Raw genomic sequence first — 15,823 nt, 5'->3', positions numbered from 1 at the left:
CTCCGTGCCGCACGACCGTCATCGCAGTGTTGCGCGAAAGCCAAAAGGGCGGCAGGAAGGTCTGCCGGCACGGGACATGGCTGTCATGGCGTACCGCCGAGACCAAATGAGGGACTTCTGTTGAACAGCTTCTCTTCTCGCGTCGCTGCAGCCGCCGAGGCGATCCGCGAAATCTTTCCGGAAACGCCGCTGCAGGAGAACGACTACCTGTCGAAGAAGACCGGCGCCCGCATTCTTTTGAAGCGCGAGGACCTGACGCCGGTGCGCTCCTACAAGATCAGGGGCGCCTTCAACTTCTTCCGCAAGGCGCTCGCCGCCGGCAACAATGCCGAGCTGTTCGTCTGCGCCTCTGCCGGCAATCACGCGCAGGGCTTCGCCTTCGTCTGCCGGCATTTCGGCAAAAAGGGCGTCGTGTTCATGCCGGTGACAACGCCCCAGCAGAAGATCGACAAGACGCGGCTGTTCGGCGGTGATTTCGTCGAGATCAGGCTGGTCGGCGACTTCTTCGACGATTGCTACCGCGCCGCCTTCGAATTCACCGAAAACGCCGGCGCGCACATGGTGCCGCCCTTCGACCACAAGGACATCATCGAGGGCCAGGCGACTGTCGCCTACGAAATCGCGGCCCAGATGCCGGGCGGGCGCGTGCCCGACATTGTCATTCTGCCGGTGGGCGGCGGCGGCCTTGCCGCCGGTGTGACCCACTATTTCGCCGACCAGCATCGCGACCCGCGTTTCGTGTTCTGCGAGCCGGCGGGCGCGCCGAGCCTGCGTGAGAGCCTTGCCGGCGGCAAGCGGGTCAAGCTCGCCAAGGTCGACAATTTCGTCGACGGCGCTGCGGTGGCCGAGATCGGCCGCGAGCCGCTGCGCCATCTCAAGGACTTCACAGCCGATGCCGTGCGGCTGGTTCCGGAGAACCGGCTCTGCGCCACCATGATCGAGATGCTCAATGTCGAGGGCGTCGTGCTGGAGCCGGCCGGCGCGCTGGCGATCGACGCGCTCAAGGATTTTTCGCGCAAGGAGATCAGGGGCAAGACCATCGTCGCCGTCGTCTCCGGCGGCAATTTCGACTTCGAGCGGCTGCCGGACGTGAAGGAGCGGGCGCTGCGCTTCGAGGGGCTGAAGAAGTATTTCATCATCCGCTTCCCGCAGCGGCCGGGCGCGCTGCGCGATTTCCTCGAAATGCTTGGTCCCGACGATGACATAGCCCGCTTCGAGTATCTGAAAAAGTCGGCGCGCAATTTCGGTTCGGTGCTGATCGGTATCGAGACCAAGGACCGGCGCAATTTCGACCTGCTGAAGGCCAATTTCGACGCCGAGGGCGTGCAATATCAGGATATCACCGACAACGAGACGCTGGCTGGGTTCATCATATGAGCGCAAAACAAAGTACGGTTTTCGTCGCGCTGTTTTCCGGCATCAATGTCGGCAGCAACCGCATCGTCAAAATGGCGGAGCTCAAAGCGTTCTTCGAAAGTCTCGGCTTCAGCGATGTCACGACTTATGTGCAGAGCGGCAATGTCGTGTTCCGGGCGAAGAAGGGGGATACGGCGGCGCTAACCAAAGAACTCGAGGCAGCCTTCGAGAAGAAATGGGGCTTCAACTCGCGCATCATGGTGCGCGATGCTGGCTGGTTCGAGCGGCTGGTGAAGGACAATCCCTATCCCGAGGTCGCCGGCGAGCCGACCAAGCTGCATGCCTATGCGCTGGAACGGGAGCCGACCGCCGAGGAGACGAAGCGGCTCGCCGACAAATGCACCGGCCCCGAGCGCTTCGAGATCAAGGGCGACGTGCTTTATCTTCATGCCCCGGACGGGCTCGGCAAATCGGTGTTCGCCAACCTCATCCCGCGTACCTTGAAGGTGCCGGGCACGGCGCGCAACTGGCGCAGCGTGCTTGCGCTGCTGGACATAGCCGGCAAGGCCGGCGGCTGACTGTTCGAGGCACTTTTCCCGGAATTGCTCTGGCTCAGGCGGCCTTTTGCCAGTCGAAGCTCAATTCCTCGCGGAAGGCGAAGCGCTTGATATGGTCGGCGACCACGCTCTCCAGCCTTTCCAGCGAAGCTTCATCGTCGGCGGCCAAAGCGATGTGCAGCGCCTGGTCGTCGGCATCTATCACGGTGCGTCCGATCGAGAGCTGGATGGCGCCGTGCTGCGGGTCGAACTCGACCGGGAATTTGTGCGACCAGTGCTTGCAGAGCTGCTGCAGATAGCGGCTTGCATGTTCGGTGGCGACATCGGCGCGGCTGGTCGGCATGAAATTCTCCTGGCGGATGAAGAAACGCCAGCCTGGACAGGCTGGCGCCAATTCCCGAAAGATAGGCAACGCCCGGCGAAACGCCAGCGGCCACCGGTCAAATCGACGTGGATCGCCGGCTTTACCAGACGCCCGTGTTCGGCATCGAGGCCCACGGTTCGGCCTTCGCCTTGGCGGGGCCCTTCTGCAGCAGCTCGATCGAGATGCCGTCCGGCGAACGTACGAAGGCCATGTTGCCGTCGCGCGGCGGGCGATTGATGGTCACGCCATTGTCCATCAGCTTCTGACAGGTGGCGTAGATGTCGTCGACCTCGTAGGCGAGGTGGCCGAAATTGCGGCCGCCCTTGTAGTCCTCCGGGTCCCAATTGTAGGTCAATTCGATCAGCGGCGCCTTCTCATGGATGCCGCTTTGCTCGTCTTCCGGCGCGGCGAGAAAGATCAGCGTGTAGCGTCCCTGCTCGTTTTCGTAACGGCGCACCTCCTTCAGGCCGAGCTTGTTGCAGTAGAAATCGAGCGACTGGTCGATATCGGCGACGCGGACCATTGTGTGCAGATAGCGCATGGCGGCTTCCTCGGGCTGTTGGGGTTGCCAGGCAACATAGGGGCCACCCGGCGAAAGGGCAATCGTCCGACAATTGCGGCGCTGCGGCTGATTTCGGACCCCCGCCGTTCGTCCTTGGGAAGCGCCGGCAAACAACATTTCAGCCTTTCCGCAACTGAACGGTGAAAAAAGGCACGTCAGCCCTTGCACACCCTGGAAGCCGCAGTGTTAATCTCTTGGCAAGAATCAGTTGCAGTTCAGTTGGAAAAAAGGGGGCATTCTTATGGGGGAAAAAGCCTCTTTTACGAGGCGGGACGGAAGCCTTGACGACGCCTTGCAGCGGGACAATGGCGGCGATGCCGCCGAGCTTGTCGAAATCGCCGGCGCGATCAAATGGTTCGACGTGGCCAAGGGCTACGGCTTCATCCTTCCGGACGACGGCGTCTCGGGTGATATTCTCCTCCATGTGACTTGTCTTCGAAGGGACGGTTTCCAGACGGCGCTCGAAGGCGCGCGGGTCGTCTGCCTGGTGAAACAGGGCGAGCGCGGCTTGCAGGCTTTCCGTGTCCTGTCCATGGATGCCTCGACGGCGGTGCACCCGGCAGAGCAGGAACAGCGCACCCACGTTACCGTGAGCCCTGAGAGCGGCCTCGAGCGGGCCTTGGTGAAGTGGTTCAACCGCACCAAGGGTTTCGGCTTCCTGACGCGGGGCGAGGGGACGGAAGACATCTTCGTCCACATGGAGACCTTGCGGCGCTACGGCATAACCGAGCTCCGCCCCGGCCAGGTCGTGCTCGTCCGCTTCGGACGCGGCGACAAAGGCCTTATGGCCGCCGAAATCCACCCCGATATGGGCACCTTGTCGGTCTCGCACTAAGGTCTCTCGACGCAGTCGAGAAGTTCCTTTGCCGCGGGCCGACCATATTGTCCGAAAACCGGTTCCACTTCTCCGGATCATGGTCTAGGACGAGGGTCTGGACGAGGTACCCCATGGCTCATCGCAATTGGCTGACTGCGGGCGCGCTCTGCGCCGCGATCGTTTTCGCCGCCTGTTTCATCGCCGCGAAGCCGAGTTCGGCGGATGCGATGCTGCTGCCCACCGACCGGACGCCGCTGGTGGTGTCGACCGGCTCCGGTGATCGTTCCTTCTCCATCGAGATCGCCGATACCTCTGCCGAACGAGAGGCGGGACTGATGTTTCGCCAGACCATGGCCGACGATCACGGCATGTTGTTCGTCTTCGAAAGAACCGATGAGGTGGATTTCTGGATGAAGAACACGCCGATGGCGCTTGACCTCATCTTCATCGGCCAGGACGGCAGGATCAAAGCCATCAAGCGCGGCGAGCCCGAATCCGAAGCGATCATCTCGCCCGGACAGCCGGTGCGCTTCGTGCTTGAGCTGAAGGCGGGTACGGCCGCCAAGGACGGCATCAGGGAAGGCGATCTTTTGCGCCATCCGGCTATCGGCTCCAGTTCCAACTGAGAAGCAGTTCCGCCGATGGATTTCCTTTCGCATGACGGTTTCGAACTCGCCTATCTCGATCGCCAGCCGGCCTCGGGACAGGGCGACCCGGTGCTGATGATCCATGGCTTTGCCTCCAGCCACTATGTCAACTGGGTCTCGCCGGGCTGGTTCAAGACGCTGAACGACGCCGGCTACCGGGCGATCGCCTTCGACCATCGCGGCCACGGCTCGTCGTCGAAGAGCTATGAGGAGGCCGATTACACCCCTGAAAAAATGGCGTCCGACGCGGCCGCGCTGCTCGATCATCTCGGCATCGAGCGCGCGCATGTCATGGGTTATTCGATGGGCGCGCGCGTCTCGGCTTTCCTGGCGCTCTCCGATCCGGAGAAGGTCGCGACGCTGGTGTTCGGCGGTCTCGGCATCGGCATGGTCGACGGCGTCGGCGACTGGGATCCGATCGCGGCTGCCCTGCTGGCGGAAGACCCTTCCCAGACCACACATCCGCGCGGGCGCTCCTTTCGCGCTTTCGCGGATCAGACGCGCAGCGACCGTCGCGCGCTTGCGGCTTGCATCGCAAAGTCGCGCGAGTTGCTCAGCGAGGATGACATGGCCCGCATCGCCCAGCCGACGCTGATCGCCGTCGGCACCAAGGACGATATCGGCGGCTCGCCGGACGAGCTTGCCGCCCTCATGCCCAACGCCAGGGCCTTTCACATTGAGGGACGCGACCACATGCTCGCCGTCGGCGACAAAAGCTTCAAGCAGCGCGTACTCGAGTTCTACGCCGAAAACCCGCTCTGAGCGCGCGGCGCTCCTCGGCTCGCAATGGTCGATCTTCTCGTCACCTATATGGAGATGCTGGCGCCGCCGCAGGGCGCACCGCTTGCGTCGCGGCGTTCGGGATCTACCCCGGAGGATCGAGAGCGTCAGGATTAGCCGGACAGGCGCTGTGCGCTTTTCCTGTAATCGCGCTAGCCGCGCTCCCTCCTGTCGGCGAGGGATCCCGCCATGACGCACAGCAGCTCGAACATGATCGTCGCGCCGGCCAGCGCCGTCATGCCGCCAATGTCAAAGGGAGGCGCGACCTCGACGACATCGGCGCCTGCGAAATTCAATCCGCCCAGCAATCGAACCATCTCCTGCACCTCGCGTGTGGTGAAGCCGCCGAGCTCCGGCGTTCCGGTGCCGGGCGCCATGGACGGATCAATGCAATCGATGTCGAACGTCACATAGGTAGGGCTGTCGCCCACAAGATCGCGCGCTTCCTGCATGACGGAAACGACGCCGCGCCGGACGAATTCTTCCATATAGATGATGCGCACGCCCTGAGCGGTCGCCCAATCGTGTTCGCCCGGTTCATAGATCGAGCCTCTGATCCCGATCTGGACAACCCGTTTCGGGTCGAGCAGCCCTTCCTCGATCGCGCGGCGGAAAGGCGTTCCGTGGGTGTAGGGATTGTCGCCGAAATAGCGGTCGTTGGTGTCGGAATGCGCATCGAAGTGAACCATGCCGACAGGCGCCTTGCGGGCCACCGCGCGCAGCACCGGCAGCGTCGTCAGGTGGTCGCCGCCCGCGGCGAGCGGCAGGGCACCATCCGCTACGATCGCGGCAATGCCGTCCTCGATGCGCTTCAACCCGTCGAGCAGGTTGATCGGATTGACCGAGACGTCGCCGACATCGGCAACATTGGCGATGCTGAACGGTTCGGTTCCCGAGACATGGTGGACGCGGCGCATCAGGCTCGACTGGTTCCTGATTTCGCGCGGACCGTGGCGGGCGCCGGCCCGGTTGGTCGTGCCGCCATCCCAGGGAATCCCGACAAGGGCGATGTCGAGCCCCTTCGCGCTCGGCACGGCCGGCAGCCGCATGAAGGTGGAAAGCCCGGCAAAGCGCGGCACCTGCGCTGCGTCGACGGGTTGGTGGAAGCTGTTTTCCATGGTGGCGGCCATCCCAGAGCGGTTCACGTTCGATGGTGATCGCAGGGCCCTGGATTTGGGCATAGGGGCAAAGCCCTGCGGGAGTATGGGCCTATCAGGGCTGGTCTTGCAGCGCTTGCAGTGAACGGCCGAGATTTTCCCTGGCCTGCGCCTCGAACCGATCCCGGAACTCGGTCGTACAGAAAATGTGCGGACGGGCGAGGAAACTCTTCAGGACGGCCGCCCGGCCCGCGCGCCACATCGGCTCCTCCACCCAGCCATATTCCAGCCGGACCGCCTTCTCATAAGCATCGAACACCGCCGGTTCGGCGCCGAGGATCGCCAGATCCATGTCGAGCAAAAGGGCCGCATCGTTGACCGCGTCCTCGTCGCGGAAAGGCGGCAATTGATGGGTGGCGGTGGCGTTGATCATCGCCGCTATGCGGGCGAGGCGATGAGGATCGGCGCGCCCGGCGAGCCTTTTCTCGGCCAGGTCTGCGCTTTTTGCCTCATTGTCCTTGGCGCGGCTGTCATAAATCGCGTCGTGGAACCAGATCGCCGCCTCGACGGCCTGAGGATCATCGAGAAGGTGCCGGTATTCGCTTGCCAGCGCCAGCATCGCTTCGATATGGGCCATGCCGTGATAGTGGCGATCCGCGGCCCTGTAGAGCGTCGCAAGCTCGCTTTTCAGCGCATCGTCGATCAAGGGTTCGTTTTCCATCGTCGCTTGAATTTGGATGAACCAGGTCCATTTGACAAAGCACTAAGGAAAATTGAGTTCAACCGTGCTATGATCTGGCCTATATGTGCCGCCGGAGAATGAGCAAGGCCGGAGAGCGTCGATGAACAGCGTTACGATTGCCCGCCCCAGCATGGTGCAGCCGGTCGACCCGATCTGGCGGTCGATCCGCGACGAGGCGATGGAGGCAGTGAACCGCGATCCGCTGCTCGCGGCCTTTCTCTACTCGACTATCCTGAACCAGGAGAGCCTCGAAGAAGCGGTGATCCACCGGCTGGCCGAGCGCCTGGCGCATCAGGATATCGGTTCCGATCTCATCCGCCAGACCTTCAAGGCAATGCTGAACGACGATCCGGAGTGGAGCTCGACGGTTCGCGTCGACATCCAGGCCTATTACGATCGCGACCCGGCCTGCGACCGCTTCATCATGCCGGTTCTCTACTTCAAGGGTTTTCACGCCATCCAGACGCACCGGCTGGCGCATTGGCTGTGGAACCAGGGCCGCAGGGACTTCGCGCTCTATCTGCAGAGCCGCTCGTCCTCTGTGTTCCAGACCGATATCAATCCGGCCGCCCGCATCGGCAAGGGCATCTTCCTCGACCATGCCACGGGTCTGGTCGTCGGCCAGACCGCCGTCATCGAGGATGATGTCTCGATCCTGCACGGGGTGACGCTGGGCGGCACCGGCAAGGCCAGTGGCGACCGCCACCCGAAGATCCGCCGCGGCGTGCTGATCGGCGCCGGCGCCAAGATCCTCGGCAATATCGAGATCGGCCATTGCTCCAAGATCGCGGCCGGCTCGGTCGTGCTGTCGCCAGTGCCGCACAACAAGACGGTCGCCGGCGTGCCCGCTCGGGTCGTGGGGGAGACCGGCTGCGACCAGCCTTCGCGGCAGATGGACCAGCTCCTGCCGTCGCAAAGCATGGACCACGTCGTGAGCTTCGATATCTGACCGATCCTTTGCCGGCGGCCGCCCAACGAGCCGCCGTTTCGCTTGGCCGTTCTCCCATGTTATCCTGCCAGCTTGCCTTTACATGGCCATTGTTGGCGTGTCAGAAGCGCGTTCCCACGAACAAGGCCGACATTTCGGAGAAGACTTTTGAAGCCTGACGAAATCAGAAAGCTCGACGCTTACTTCAAAAGCGTCTTCCAAAATCCCAAGCTGCAGGTGAAGGCGCGCCCGCGCAAGGAAGACTCGGCCGAGGTTTATGTCGGCGACGAATTCCTCGGCATCGTCTTCAAGGACGAGGACGACGGCGACTATAATTTCTCGATGGCCATTCTCGACATCGATCTGGGCTAAGCCGGCAACAGCTCTGGCCGGGGCGCGGAACATCGCCGTCCGGCCGGTGCAACCTACAGGCGAGATGCCGCCTAATCCTGACAGTGCGGCGGGATATGCACTCGCCGCCAGCTGGTCGAACCTTCCCGCACCACTACCCGGCGCGCCACTGTCCCGTATGAGGGCGGGATTTGCCGGATGCGTACCTGCTGCGGACGCACCAGCACTTCGTGGGCAACCGCTTCAAATTCCGCCGGCTGAACGACGCGCCGGACGCGCTCCGGCTGGACCACGACCGTCTCGGCGACACGCGCATAGCGGGCCTTGCGCCACACCTTGCACAGCACCTTGCGGCCATGAATGATGCGCCACTCCCAGGCATAGCCGGCATCGTCGACCTTGACCGTGTGGTAGACCGTGCGTGTGACCGCCGGCACTGTCTCGTAGGCGACGCGCGCTGGAGCGATCCGGTCCACGCTTTGATAGGTGCCGTAGATCGGCGCGTCGTAATCGACGACCTGTCCGCCGGGGCTCACCATCACATCCTCGTAGACGGTGTCGTAAAGTGCCGGCCTGTGGATCGGCTCATAGCATTCGAGCGCGCGGCCGCCGGCGGCGGTTTCACAGACGCTGGCAAGCATAGCGACGGCCGCCAGCGATGCGGAGCTTTTCCGGATCATGACATTCCCCCGTTGAAAAAGGACGCCTTCACAACGCAGGACTGTAGCGGAAGGTCCGGGGGCCGGCAGCGATTTCAGGGCTTTTCGTTAAGCGGAGCGGTTAAGGAATTGCTACCTTACCATGTCTTCGGTTCGGCCAGCCGGACCGAGCGAGCCTCGTCGGCCTATTTGCCTGGGTTTTTGCCGGCGCCGCGACGCTTGATTCGGCTTAACCAGATGGCTAGGAGAGGCGGCCTTGCGCTAGGGTGAGCCGGCATCCTATTTAGGGCGTAACCGATCCAGAACGATTCCGCGCGATTGCTGATAATACCAAGGTGCCGGAATCCATCTCCACAAGGGTAGTCCATGAAGAACCCCGTTGAAACCTACATGAACCTCGTTCCGATGGTCGTCGAGCAGACCAATCGCGGCGAGCGTGCCTATGACATTTTCTCGCGCCTCCTGAAGGAACGCATCATCTTCATCACCGGCCCGGTCGAGGACGGGATGGCGACACTGGTTTGTGCACAGCTTTTGTTCCTCGAGGCGGAAAACCCCAAGAAGGAAATCAACCTCTATATCAATTCGCCGGGCGGCGTCGTCACCTCGGGCATGGCGATCTATGACACCATGCAGTTCATCAAGCCGGCGGTGTCGACGCTCTGCATCGGCCAGGCCGCCTCGATGGGTTCGCTGCTTCTGACCGCCGGCCACAAGGACATGCGTTTTGCCACGCCGAACGCCCGGATCATGGTTCACCAGCCGTCCGGCGGCTTCCAGGGTCAGGCTTCGGACATCGAACGTCATGCGCAGGACATCATCAAGCTGAAGCGCCGCCTGAACGAGGTCTATGTCAAGCACACCGGCAAGAGCTATGACGAGATCGAGAGGACGCTCGACCGCGACCATTTCATGACCGCGGAGGAGGCCAGGGACTTTGGTCTGATCGACAAGGTCATATCGAGCCGCGAGGCCGTCGAGACAGTCGCAGTCTCGGCCTGACATCCACAGCAAATGACAGCATAACGCGGTTTTGGCGCGTCTTGCGGCATTTCGGCCACAATTGGCTGTTCCCTCAGGCGTTGGGATTGCCTACGTTAAGGCTATGTTGATTTTCGACGGCTTAGCTTTGCATGGGGTTGCTGCGAATCGTTGCCGCGTTTTCTGAATTGTGTTTCGTACGGAATGCGCTGTGTGAGCCGGGGCACTGGCGGTGGCGGATTCCCGCGATAGATTGGTGAGACGTCACTCAAAGCCAGGCGATCGGCGGGCGACGGTGAAAGGACAGAAAAATGAGCAAGGTCAGCAACGGCGGCGGCGATTCAAAGAACACGCTTTACTGCTCGTTTTGCGGCAAGAGCCAGCACGAAGTCCGCAAGCTGATCGCCGGACCGACGGTCTTCATCTGCGACGAATGCGTCGAATTGTGCATGGACATCATCCGCGAGGAGAACAAGACCTCGATGGTGAAGTCGCGCGAAGGCGTGCCGACCCCGCAGGAGATCCTCAAGGTCCTCGACGACTACGTTATCGGCCAGCCTTACGCCAAGCGCGTGCTGTCGGTGGCGGTCCATAACCACTACAAGCGCCTGGCGCATGCCGGCAAGAATAACGACGTCGAACTGGCGAAGTCGAACATCCTGCTGATAGGCCCGACCGGCTGCGGCAAGACGCTGCTCGCCCAGACGCTCGCCCGCATCATCGACGTGCCGTTCACCATGGCCGACGCCACGACGCTGACCGAGGCCGGCTACGTCGGCGAGGACGTCGAGAACATCATCCTGAAGCTGTTGCAGTCGGCCGACTACAATGTCGAGCGCGCCCAGCGCGGCATCGTCTATATCGACGAGATCGACAAGATCTCGCGCAAGTCGGACAATCCCTCGATCACCCGCGACGTGTCGGGCGAAGGCGTGCAGCAGGCGCTGCTCAAGATCATGGAAGGCACGGTCGCTTCGGTGCCGCCACAGGGTGGCCGCAAGCATCCGCAGCAGGAATTCCTGCAGGTCGATACCGCCAACATCCTGTTCATCTGCGGTGGCGCCTTTGCGGGTCTCGACAAGATCATTTCGGACCGTGGCCGCAAAACCTCGATCGGCTTCGGCGCGACGGTTGCCTCGCCCGAGGATCGGCGCACCGGCGACATCTTCCGCCAGGTCGAGCCCGAGGATCTGTTGAAATTCGGCCTGATCCCTGAATTCGTCGGCCGTCTGCCGGTTCTGGCGACGCTGGAAGATCTCGACGAGCCGGCGCTGATCCAGATCCTGACCGAGCCGAAGAACGCGCTGGTCAAGCAGTATCAGCGGCTGTTCGAGATGGAGAATGTCGACCTGACGTTCCACGAAAACGCGCTGTCGGCGATCGCCAAGCGCGCCATCGAGCGCAAGACCGGCGCGCGCGGCCTGCGTTCCATCATGGAAGCGATCCTGCTCGACACCATGTTCGAGCTGCCGGCGCTGGAAGGCGTGCGCGAGGTGGTGATTTCGGAAGAAGTGGTGTCCGGCAACGCCCGGCCGCTCTACATCTACTCCGAGCAGAAGGAAAAGAAGGGCAATGTCAGCGCCTGAAATGGCACTGGACCCGTCAATTTTCATGGAACGGCGCCCGCGTGGCGCCGTTTTGCTGTCAAAGGCGGGGAGGGTGGCAGTGGAAGGGCTCGAACGACGGTGCTAACCCTTGATCTTTGCCTCGGCTACATCCACCTAACAGCAGAAGGCCGAGGCGCCGAATTCTGTGCTGTAAAATTCCCGTCACAAACGGTGGTAGGCGGAACGACGCTCGGTCGTTAATATGAGATTCGCGGTTGGCTAAATAAGCGGCCGCGACATGAAAGGTTGGACAATGGCCAAGATATCCAAGGCTTCCGGCGACGGCGTTTTCGCAGTTCTCCCACTGCGCGATATCGTCGTATTCCCGCATATGATCGTTCCGCTCTTCGTGGGCCGTGAAAAGTCGATCAAGGCGCTGGAAGAGGTGATGGGTCAGGAAAAGCAGATCCTGCTCGCCACCCAGATGAATGCAGCCGACGACGATCCTGAGCCCGATGCGATTTTCGACATCGGCACGCTCGCCAATGTGCTGCAGCTTTTGAAGCTGCCCGACGGCACCGTGAAGGTGCTGGTCGAGGGCGCCTCGCGCGCCAAGATCGTCTCGTTCACCGATCGCCCCGATTTCCATGAAGCCCGCGCCACGGCGCTCGCCGAGCCGGAAGAGGAAGAGGTCGAGATCGAGGCGCTTGCCCGCTCGGTCGTCACCGATTTCGAGAATTACGTCAAGCTGAACAAGAAGATCTCGCCCGAAGTGGTGGGTGCCGCCAGCCAGATCGACGACTATTCCAAGCTCGCCGATACGGTTGCTTCGCATCTCGCCATCAAGATCCCCGAGAAGCAGGAGATGCTCGCCACGCTTTCCGTCAAGGAACGGCTGGAGAAGGCAATGGGCTTCATGGAAGCCGAAATCTCCGTGCTCCAGGTGGAAAAGCGCATCCGCTCGCGCGTCAAACGCCAGATGGAGAAGACGCAGCGCGAGTATTACCTCAACGAGCAGATGAAGGCGATCCAGAAGGAGCTCGGCGAGGGCGAGGACGGCCGCGACGAGGCCGCCGAGATCGAGGCGCGCATCAAGAAGACCAAGCTTTCCAAGGAGGCCCGCGAGAAGGCGGAAGCCGAATTGAAGAAACTGCGCTCGATGTCGCCGATGTCGGCTGAATCGACGGTCGTGCGCAACTATCTCGACTGGCTGCTGTCGATCCCGTGGGGCAAGAACTCCAAGGTCAAGCAGGACCTGAACTATGCGCAGGACGTGCTCGATGCCGATCATTTCGGCCTCGACAAGGTCAAGGAGCGCATCGTCGAGTATCTCGCCGTGCAGAGCCGCCAGAAGAAGATCAAGGGGCCGATCCTGTGCCTCGTCGGACCGCCCGGCGTCGGCAAGACCTCGCTCGGCAAGTCGATCGCCAAGGCGACCGGCCGCGAGTTCATCCGCATGGCGCTCGGAGGCGTGCGTGACGAGGCCGAGATCCGCGGCCACAGGCGGACTTATATCGGCTCGATGCCCGGCAAGGTCATCCAGTCGATGAAGAAGGCCAAGAAGTCCAACCCGCTCTTCCTGCTCGACGAGATCGACAAGATGGGCCAGGACTTCCGCGGCGATCCGTCATCGGCCCTGCTCGAGGTGCTCGATCCGGAGCAGAACTCGACGTTCATGGACCATTACCTCGAGGTCGAATACGACCTGTCGAGCGTGATGTTCGTGACGACGGCGAACACGCTGAACATCCCTGCGCCCCTGATGGACCGCATGGAGATCATCCGTATCGCCGGTTACACCGAGGACGAGAAGATCGAGATCGCCAAGCGTCACCTGATGCCCAAGGTGATCCGCGACCATGCCCTGCAGCCGAACGAATTCTCGGTCGGCGAGGACGCGATCCGCGGCATCATCCAGACCTACACGCGGGAAGCCGGCGTGCGCAGCCTGGAGCGCGAGCTGATGAAGCTCGGGCGCAAGGCGGTGACCGAGATCCTGCGGACGAAGAAGAAGACGGTGAAGATCACGGCGGACAACCTCGCCGATTATCTCGGCGTGCCGCGCTTCCGCTTCGGCCAGGTCGAGGCCGACGATCAGGTCGGCGTGGTCACGGGTCTTGCCTGGACGGAAGTCGGTGGCGAGCTGCTGACGATCGAAGGCGTCATGATGCCCGGCAAGGGCCGCATGACAGTCACCGGCAACTTGCGTGACGTGATGAAGGAATCGATCTCGGCGGCGGCCTCTTATGTCCGCTCCAGGGCAATCGATTTCGGCATCGAGCCGCCGCTGTTCGACAAGCGCGACATCCACGTCCACTTGCCGGAAGGCGCGACCCCGAAGGATGGCCCGTCCGCCGGAGCTGCGATGGCCACGGCTATCGTGTCGGTGCTGACGGGTATTCCGGTCCGGGCCGATGTGGCGATGACGGGCGAGATCACGCTGCGTGGCCGCATCCTGCCGATCGGCGGCTTGAAGGAGAAGCTGCTCGCGGCACTGCGTGGCGGCATCAAGAAGGTGCTGATCCCGGAAGAGAACGTCAAAGATCTGGCGGACATTCCGGACAACGTCAAGAACGGCATGGAAATCGTCCCGGTCTCGCGGGTCGGCGAGGTGCTCGCGCACGCGCTGACCCGGATGCCGGAGCCGATCGAGTGGGTCGAGCCGGTCAACGCGCCGGCTCCGGTCGACACCGGCGACGATGCCGGAAAGTCGCTTGCTCATTAGAATATTCTAACGTTGCAATGCACAAAGAGAGAGCCGGGCCGTGAGCCCGGCTTTTTCATGTGAAAAAGCCATGAAAAATGCAAAAAAGCCCGGAATTCTGCGGTTTTCGGCTTGGGTTCCTGTACGCTTCTTTCTAAAGTCCGTTTCCTGCCGGACGAGTCGTAAGTTCCGGTTTTCTCATGGAAGGAAATTTTGATGAACAAGAACGAACTGGTGTCCGCTGTCGCCGACTCCGCAAGCCTTTCGAAGGCTGATGCGCAGTCCGCCGTCGATGCGGTGTTCTCCGTGATCACAGGCGAACTTAAGAAGGGCGGCGATGTCCGGCTTGTCGGCTTCGGAAATTTCACCGTGTCAAAACGCGCTGCTTCGACCGGCCGCAATCCGCAGACCGGCGCGGAAGTGCAGATTCCAGCGCGCACCGTGCCGAAGTTCTCGGCCGGCAAGGGCCTCAAGGACGCGGTCAACTAAGACCTTTATTCTTTAAGAGCAGAAAAGCCGGGCTTGCCCGGCTTTTCTTTTTCTGGCGATCGGCCCTGCACTTTTGCTGGAATTGCTCAGGCCGTCGGCGCGTCGGCGCGCATCAGGCCTTCCTGTTTCAAATCCGCCCAGAGCGCCACCGGTATCTTGGTGTCGAGCAGCGCGCGGTTGCTCTCGACCTCGGCAGGCCGCTGGCCGCCGGGGATCACAGACATCACCGAAGGGTGCTGCAGCGGGAATTGCAGAGCCGCCTCGATCAGACGCACATTGTGGCGCTCGCAGACGGCTTCGATGCGCGCCACGCGGTCGAGGATCTCCTTCGGCGCCTCGCTGTAATTGTAGAAGGCGCCCGGCTTCGGTCCGGTCGCCAGCACGCCGGAATTGTAGGGGCCGCCCAGCACGATGCCGATGCCACGCTTCTGGCAAAGCGGCAGGAAGGATTGAAGCGCTTCCTGTTCGAGCAGCGTGTAGCGGCCGGCGAGCAGGAACAGATCGAAGTCGCCGCGCTCGGCAAGCGTCTGAGCGACTTGCCACTCGTTGATGCCGCCGCCGAAGGCCTTGATCACGCCCTGATCACGCAGCGAAAGCAGCCCGTAATAGCCGGACGACATGAACTCCTCAATGCGGGCGTCGGAGGCTTCCTTGCTGCCATGGGTGAAGATGTCGACATCATGGACGAAGAGGATGTCGATACGGTCGACGCCAAGACGCTCCAGCGAGGCCTCGAAGGAGCGCATGACGCCGTCATAGGAGTAGTCGTAGACTTCCCGGCGCGACGGCGTCTCGAAAAACTTGCCGATGCCGGTGCGCTGCTCCGGCGGGGCGACGCGCATGATGCGGCCGACTTTGCTCGACAGCACGTAGTCGTCGCGCTTTCTGCGACGGAGGAACGGGTTGAGGCGGGTTTCCGACAGGCCGAGGCCGTAGAGCGGCGCCGTATCAAAGTAGCGGCACCCGGTCGCCCATGCCGCTTCCAGGGTGGCATTGGCGTCCTCGTCGGAGATGGCGCGGTAGAGATTGCCGAGCGGCGCCGTGCCGAAGCCGAGCTCGGTGAAGGTGATGCCGCCATTGCCGATGCGGTCGAAGTGCCGTGTCTTCATGTCTGACGATGTCCCGGAGTGATTTGTCTGACATGACACTATCATGCCCGTGGCCCAGCAAAAGTGCCGAGGCTCTTTGGACAACGATTTTCGCAATGGTAGCATGACAAAAAAAGTCTTTCGCGGCGCGCAC

Annotated in this window: 17 protein-coding genes; 11 read left to right on the top strand and 6 right to left on the bottom strand. The window is 62.1% G+C overall.

The window, feature by feature from the left end; translation table 11 throughout:
- Positions 1 to 120: 120 nt before the first annotated feature.
- Positions 121 to 1,377 carry a threonine ammonia-lyase IlvA gene (gene ilvA, locus LB553_RS08280; protein ID WP_224512211.1) on the top strand — a complete coding sequence of 419 codons (1,257 nt, stop codon included), beginning with the start codon at positions 121 to 123 and terminating at the stop codon, positions 1,375 to 1,377.
- Positions 1,374 to 1,934, top strand: a complete 561-nt coding sequence (locus LB553_RS08275; RefSeq protein WP_224512210.1) for a DUF1697 domain-containing protein — start codon at positions 1,374 to 1,376, stop codon at positions 1,932 to 1,934. The genes ilvA and LB553_RS08275 overlap by 4 nt, the downstream gene beginning before the upstream one ends.
- Before the next feature lie 34 nt (positions 1,935 to 1,968).
- On the opposite strand, the gene LB553_RS08270 is transcribed toward LB553_RS08275, so the two are convergent.
- The gene (locus LB553_RS08270) at positions 1,969 to 2,256 is read right to left on the bottom strand and encodes a DUF2218 domain-containing protein (protein WP_224512208.1); all 288 of its coding nucleotides are present in this window, start codon (positions 2,254 to 2,256) and stop codon (positions 1,969 to 1,971) included.
- Positions 2,257 to 2,377: 121 nt separating this feature from the next.
- Positions 2,378 to 2,818, bottom strand: a complete 441-nt coding sequence (gloA, locus tag LB553_RS08265; RefSeq protein WP_095765146.1) for a lactoylglutathione lyase — start codon at positions 2,816 to 2,818, stop codon at positions 2,378 to 2,380.
- A gap of 262 nt (positions 2,819 to 3,080) precedes the next feature.
- On the opposite strand from gloA, the gene LB553_RS08260 reads away from it, so the two are divergent.
- The 3 genes from LB553_RS08260 (at position 3,081) to LB553_RS08250 (ending at position 5,065) form a co-directional block, all read left to right on the top strand.
- Complete coding sequence (locus LB553_RS08260) at positions 3,081 to 3,674, top strand: cold-shock protein (protein ID WP_224512206.1); 594 nt, start codon at positions 3,081 to 3,083, stop codon at positions 3,672 to 3,674.
- A 113-nt stretch (positions 3,675 to 3,787) separates the two neighbouring features.
- On the top strand, positions 3,788 to 4,282 hold the full coding sequence (locus LB553_RS08255) for a DUF192 domain-containing protein (RefSeq protein ID WP_224512204.1): 495 nt from the start codon (positions 3,788 to 3,790) through the stop codon (positions 4,280 to 4,282).
- 15 nt (positions 4,283 to 4,297) lie between these two features.
- Positions 4,298 to 5,065 carry an alpha/beta fold hydrolase gene (locus tag LB553_RS08250; RefSeq protein ID WP_224512201.1) on the top strand — a complete coding sequence of 256 codons (768 nt, stop codon included), beginning with the start codon at positions 4,298 to 4,300 and terminating at the stop codon, positions 5,063 to 5,065.
- A gap of 170 nt (positions 5,066 to 5,235) precedes the next feature.
- Here LB553_RS08250 and speB read toward each other — a convergent pair whose 3' ends face one another.
- A complete protein-coding gene (gene speB / locus LB553_RS08245) occupies positions 5,236 to 6,201 on the bottom strand; it encodes an agmatinase (protein ID WP_224512200.1) in 966 nt (321 codons plus the stop codon).
- 94 nt (positions 6,202 to 6,295) lie between these two features.
- Positions 6,296 to 6,901: a hypothetical protein gene (locus tag LB553_RS08240; protein WP_224512199.1), complete on the bottom strand. Its 606-nt coding sequence runs from the start codon at positions 6,899 to 6,901 to the stop codon at positions 6,296 to 6,298.
- Positions 6,902 to 7,022: 121 nt separating this feature from the next.
- Between LB553_RS08240 and cysE the strand changes: the two genes are divergently transcribed.
- Complete coding sequence (cysE, locus tag LB553_RS08235) at positions 7,023 to 7,871, top strand: serine O-acetyltransferase (RefSeq protein WP_224512198.1); 849 nt, start codon at positions 7,023 to 7,025, stop codon at positions 7,869 to 7,871.
- Between the two features lie 147 nt (positions 7,872 to 8,018).
- The gene (locus tag LB553_RS08230; RefSeq protein WP_140750558.1) at positions 8,019 to 8,222 is read left to right on the top strand and encodes a DUF3126 family protein; all 204 of its coding nucleotides are present in this window, start codon (positions 8,019 to 8,021) and stop codon (positions 8,220 to 8,222) included.
- A 71-nt stretch (positions 8,223 to 8,293) separates the two neighbouring features.
- On the opposite strand, the gene LB553_RS08225 is transcribed toward LB553_RS08230, so the two are convergent.
- Positions 8,294 to 8,881, bottom strand: a complete 588-nt coding sequence (locus LB553_RS08225) for a hypothetical protein (RefSeq protein ID WP_224512197.1) — start codon at positions 8,879 to 8,881, stop codon at positions 8,294 to 8,296.
- Between the two features lie 345 nt (positions 8,882 to 9,226).
- Between LB553_RS08225 and clpP the strand changes: the two genes are divergently transcribed.
- The 4 genes from clpP to hupB all read left to right on the top strand — a co-directional run bounded on the left by clpP (position 9,227) and on the right by hupB (position 14,581).
- Complete coding sequence (clpP, locus tag LB553_RS08220; protein WP_224512196.1) at positions 9,227 to 9,862, top strand: ATP-dependent Clp endopeptidase proteolytic subunit ClpP; 636 nt, start codon at positions 9,227 to 9,229, stop codon at positions 9,860 to 9,862.
- A 290-nt stretch (positions 9,863 to 10,152) separates the two neighbouring features.
- Complete coding sequence (gene clpX, locus LB553_RS08215) at positions 10,153 to 11,427, top strand: ATP-dependent Clp protease ATP-binding subunit ClpX (protein ID WP_224512195.1); 1,275 nt, start codon at positions 10,153 to 10,155, stop codon at positions 11,425 to 11,427.
- 274 nt (positions 11,428 to 11,701) lie between these two features.
- Entirely contained in the window at positions 11,702 to 14,113 is a 2,412-nt protein-coding gene (gene lon / locus LB553_RS08210) for an endopeptidase La (RefSeq protein WP_140750552.1), read from the top strand.
- A gap of 195 nt (positions 14,114 to 14,308) precedes the next feature.
- Entirely contained in the window at positions 14,309 to 14,581 is a 273-nt protein-coding gene (hupB, locus tag LB553_RS08205; RefSeq protein ID WP_224512194.1) for a DNA-binding protein HupB, read from the top strand.
- 86 nt (positions 14,582 to 14,667) lie between these two features.
- Here hupB and LB553_RS08200 read toward each other — a convergent pair whose 3' ends face one another.
- Positions 14,668 to 15,690 carry an aldo/keto reductase gene (locus tag LB553_RS08200; protein WP_224512193.1) on the bottom strand — a complete coding sequence of 341 codons (1,023 nt, stop codon included), beginning with the start codon at positions 15,688 to 15,690 and terminating at the stop codon, positions 14,668 to 14,670.
- Between the last annotated feature and the right edge of the window lie 133 nt (positions 15,691 to 15,823).

The sequence above is a fragment of the Mesorhizobium sp. CA8 genome (assembly GCF_020164955.1).
In the GTDB taxonomy this organism is placed as follows: domain Bacteria; phylum Pseudomonadota; class Alphaproteobacteria; order Rhizobiales; family Rhizobiaceae; genus Mesorhizobium.
This window is presented reverse-complemented; position numbering and strand designations above follow the sequence as displayed.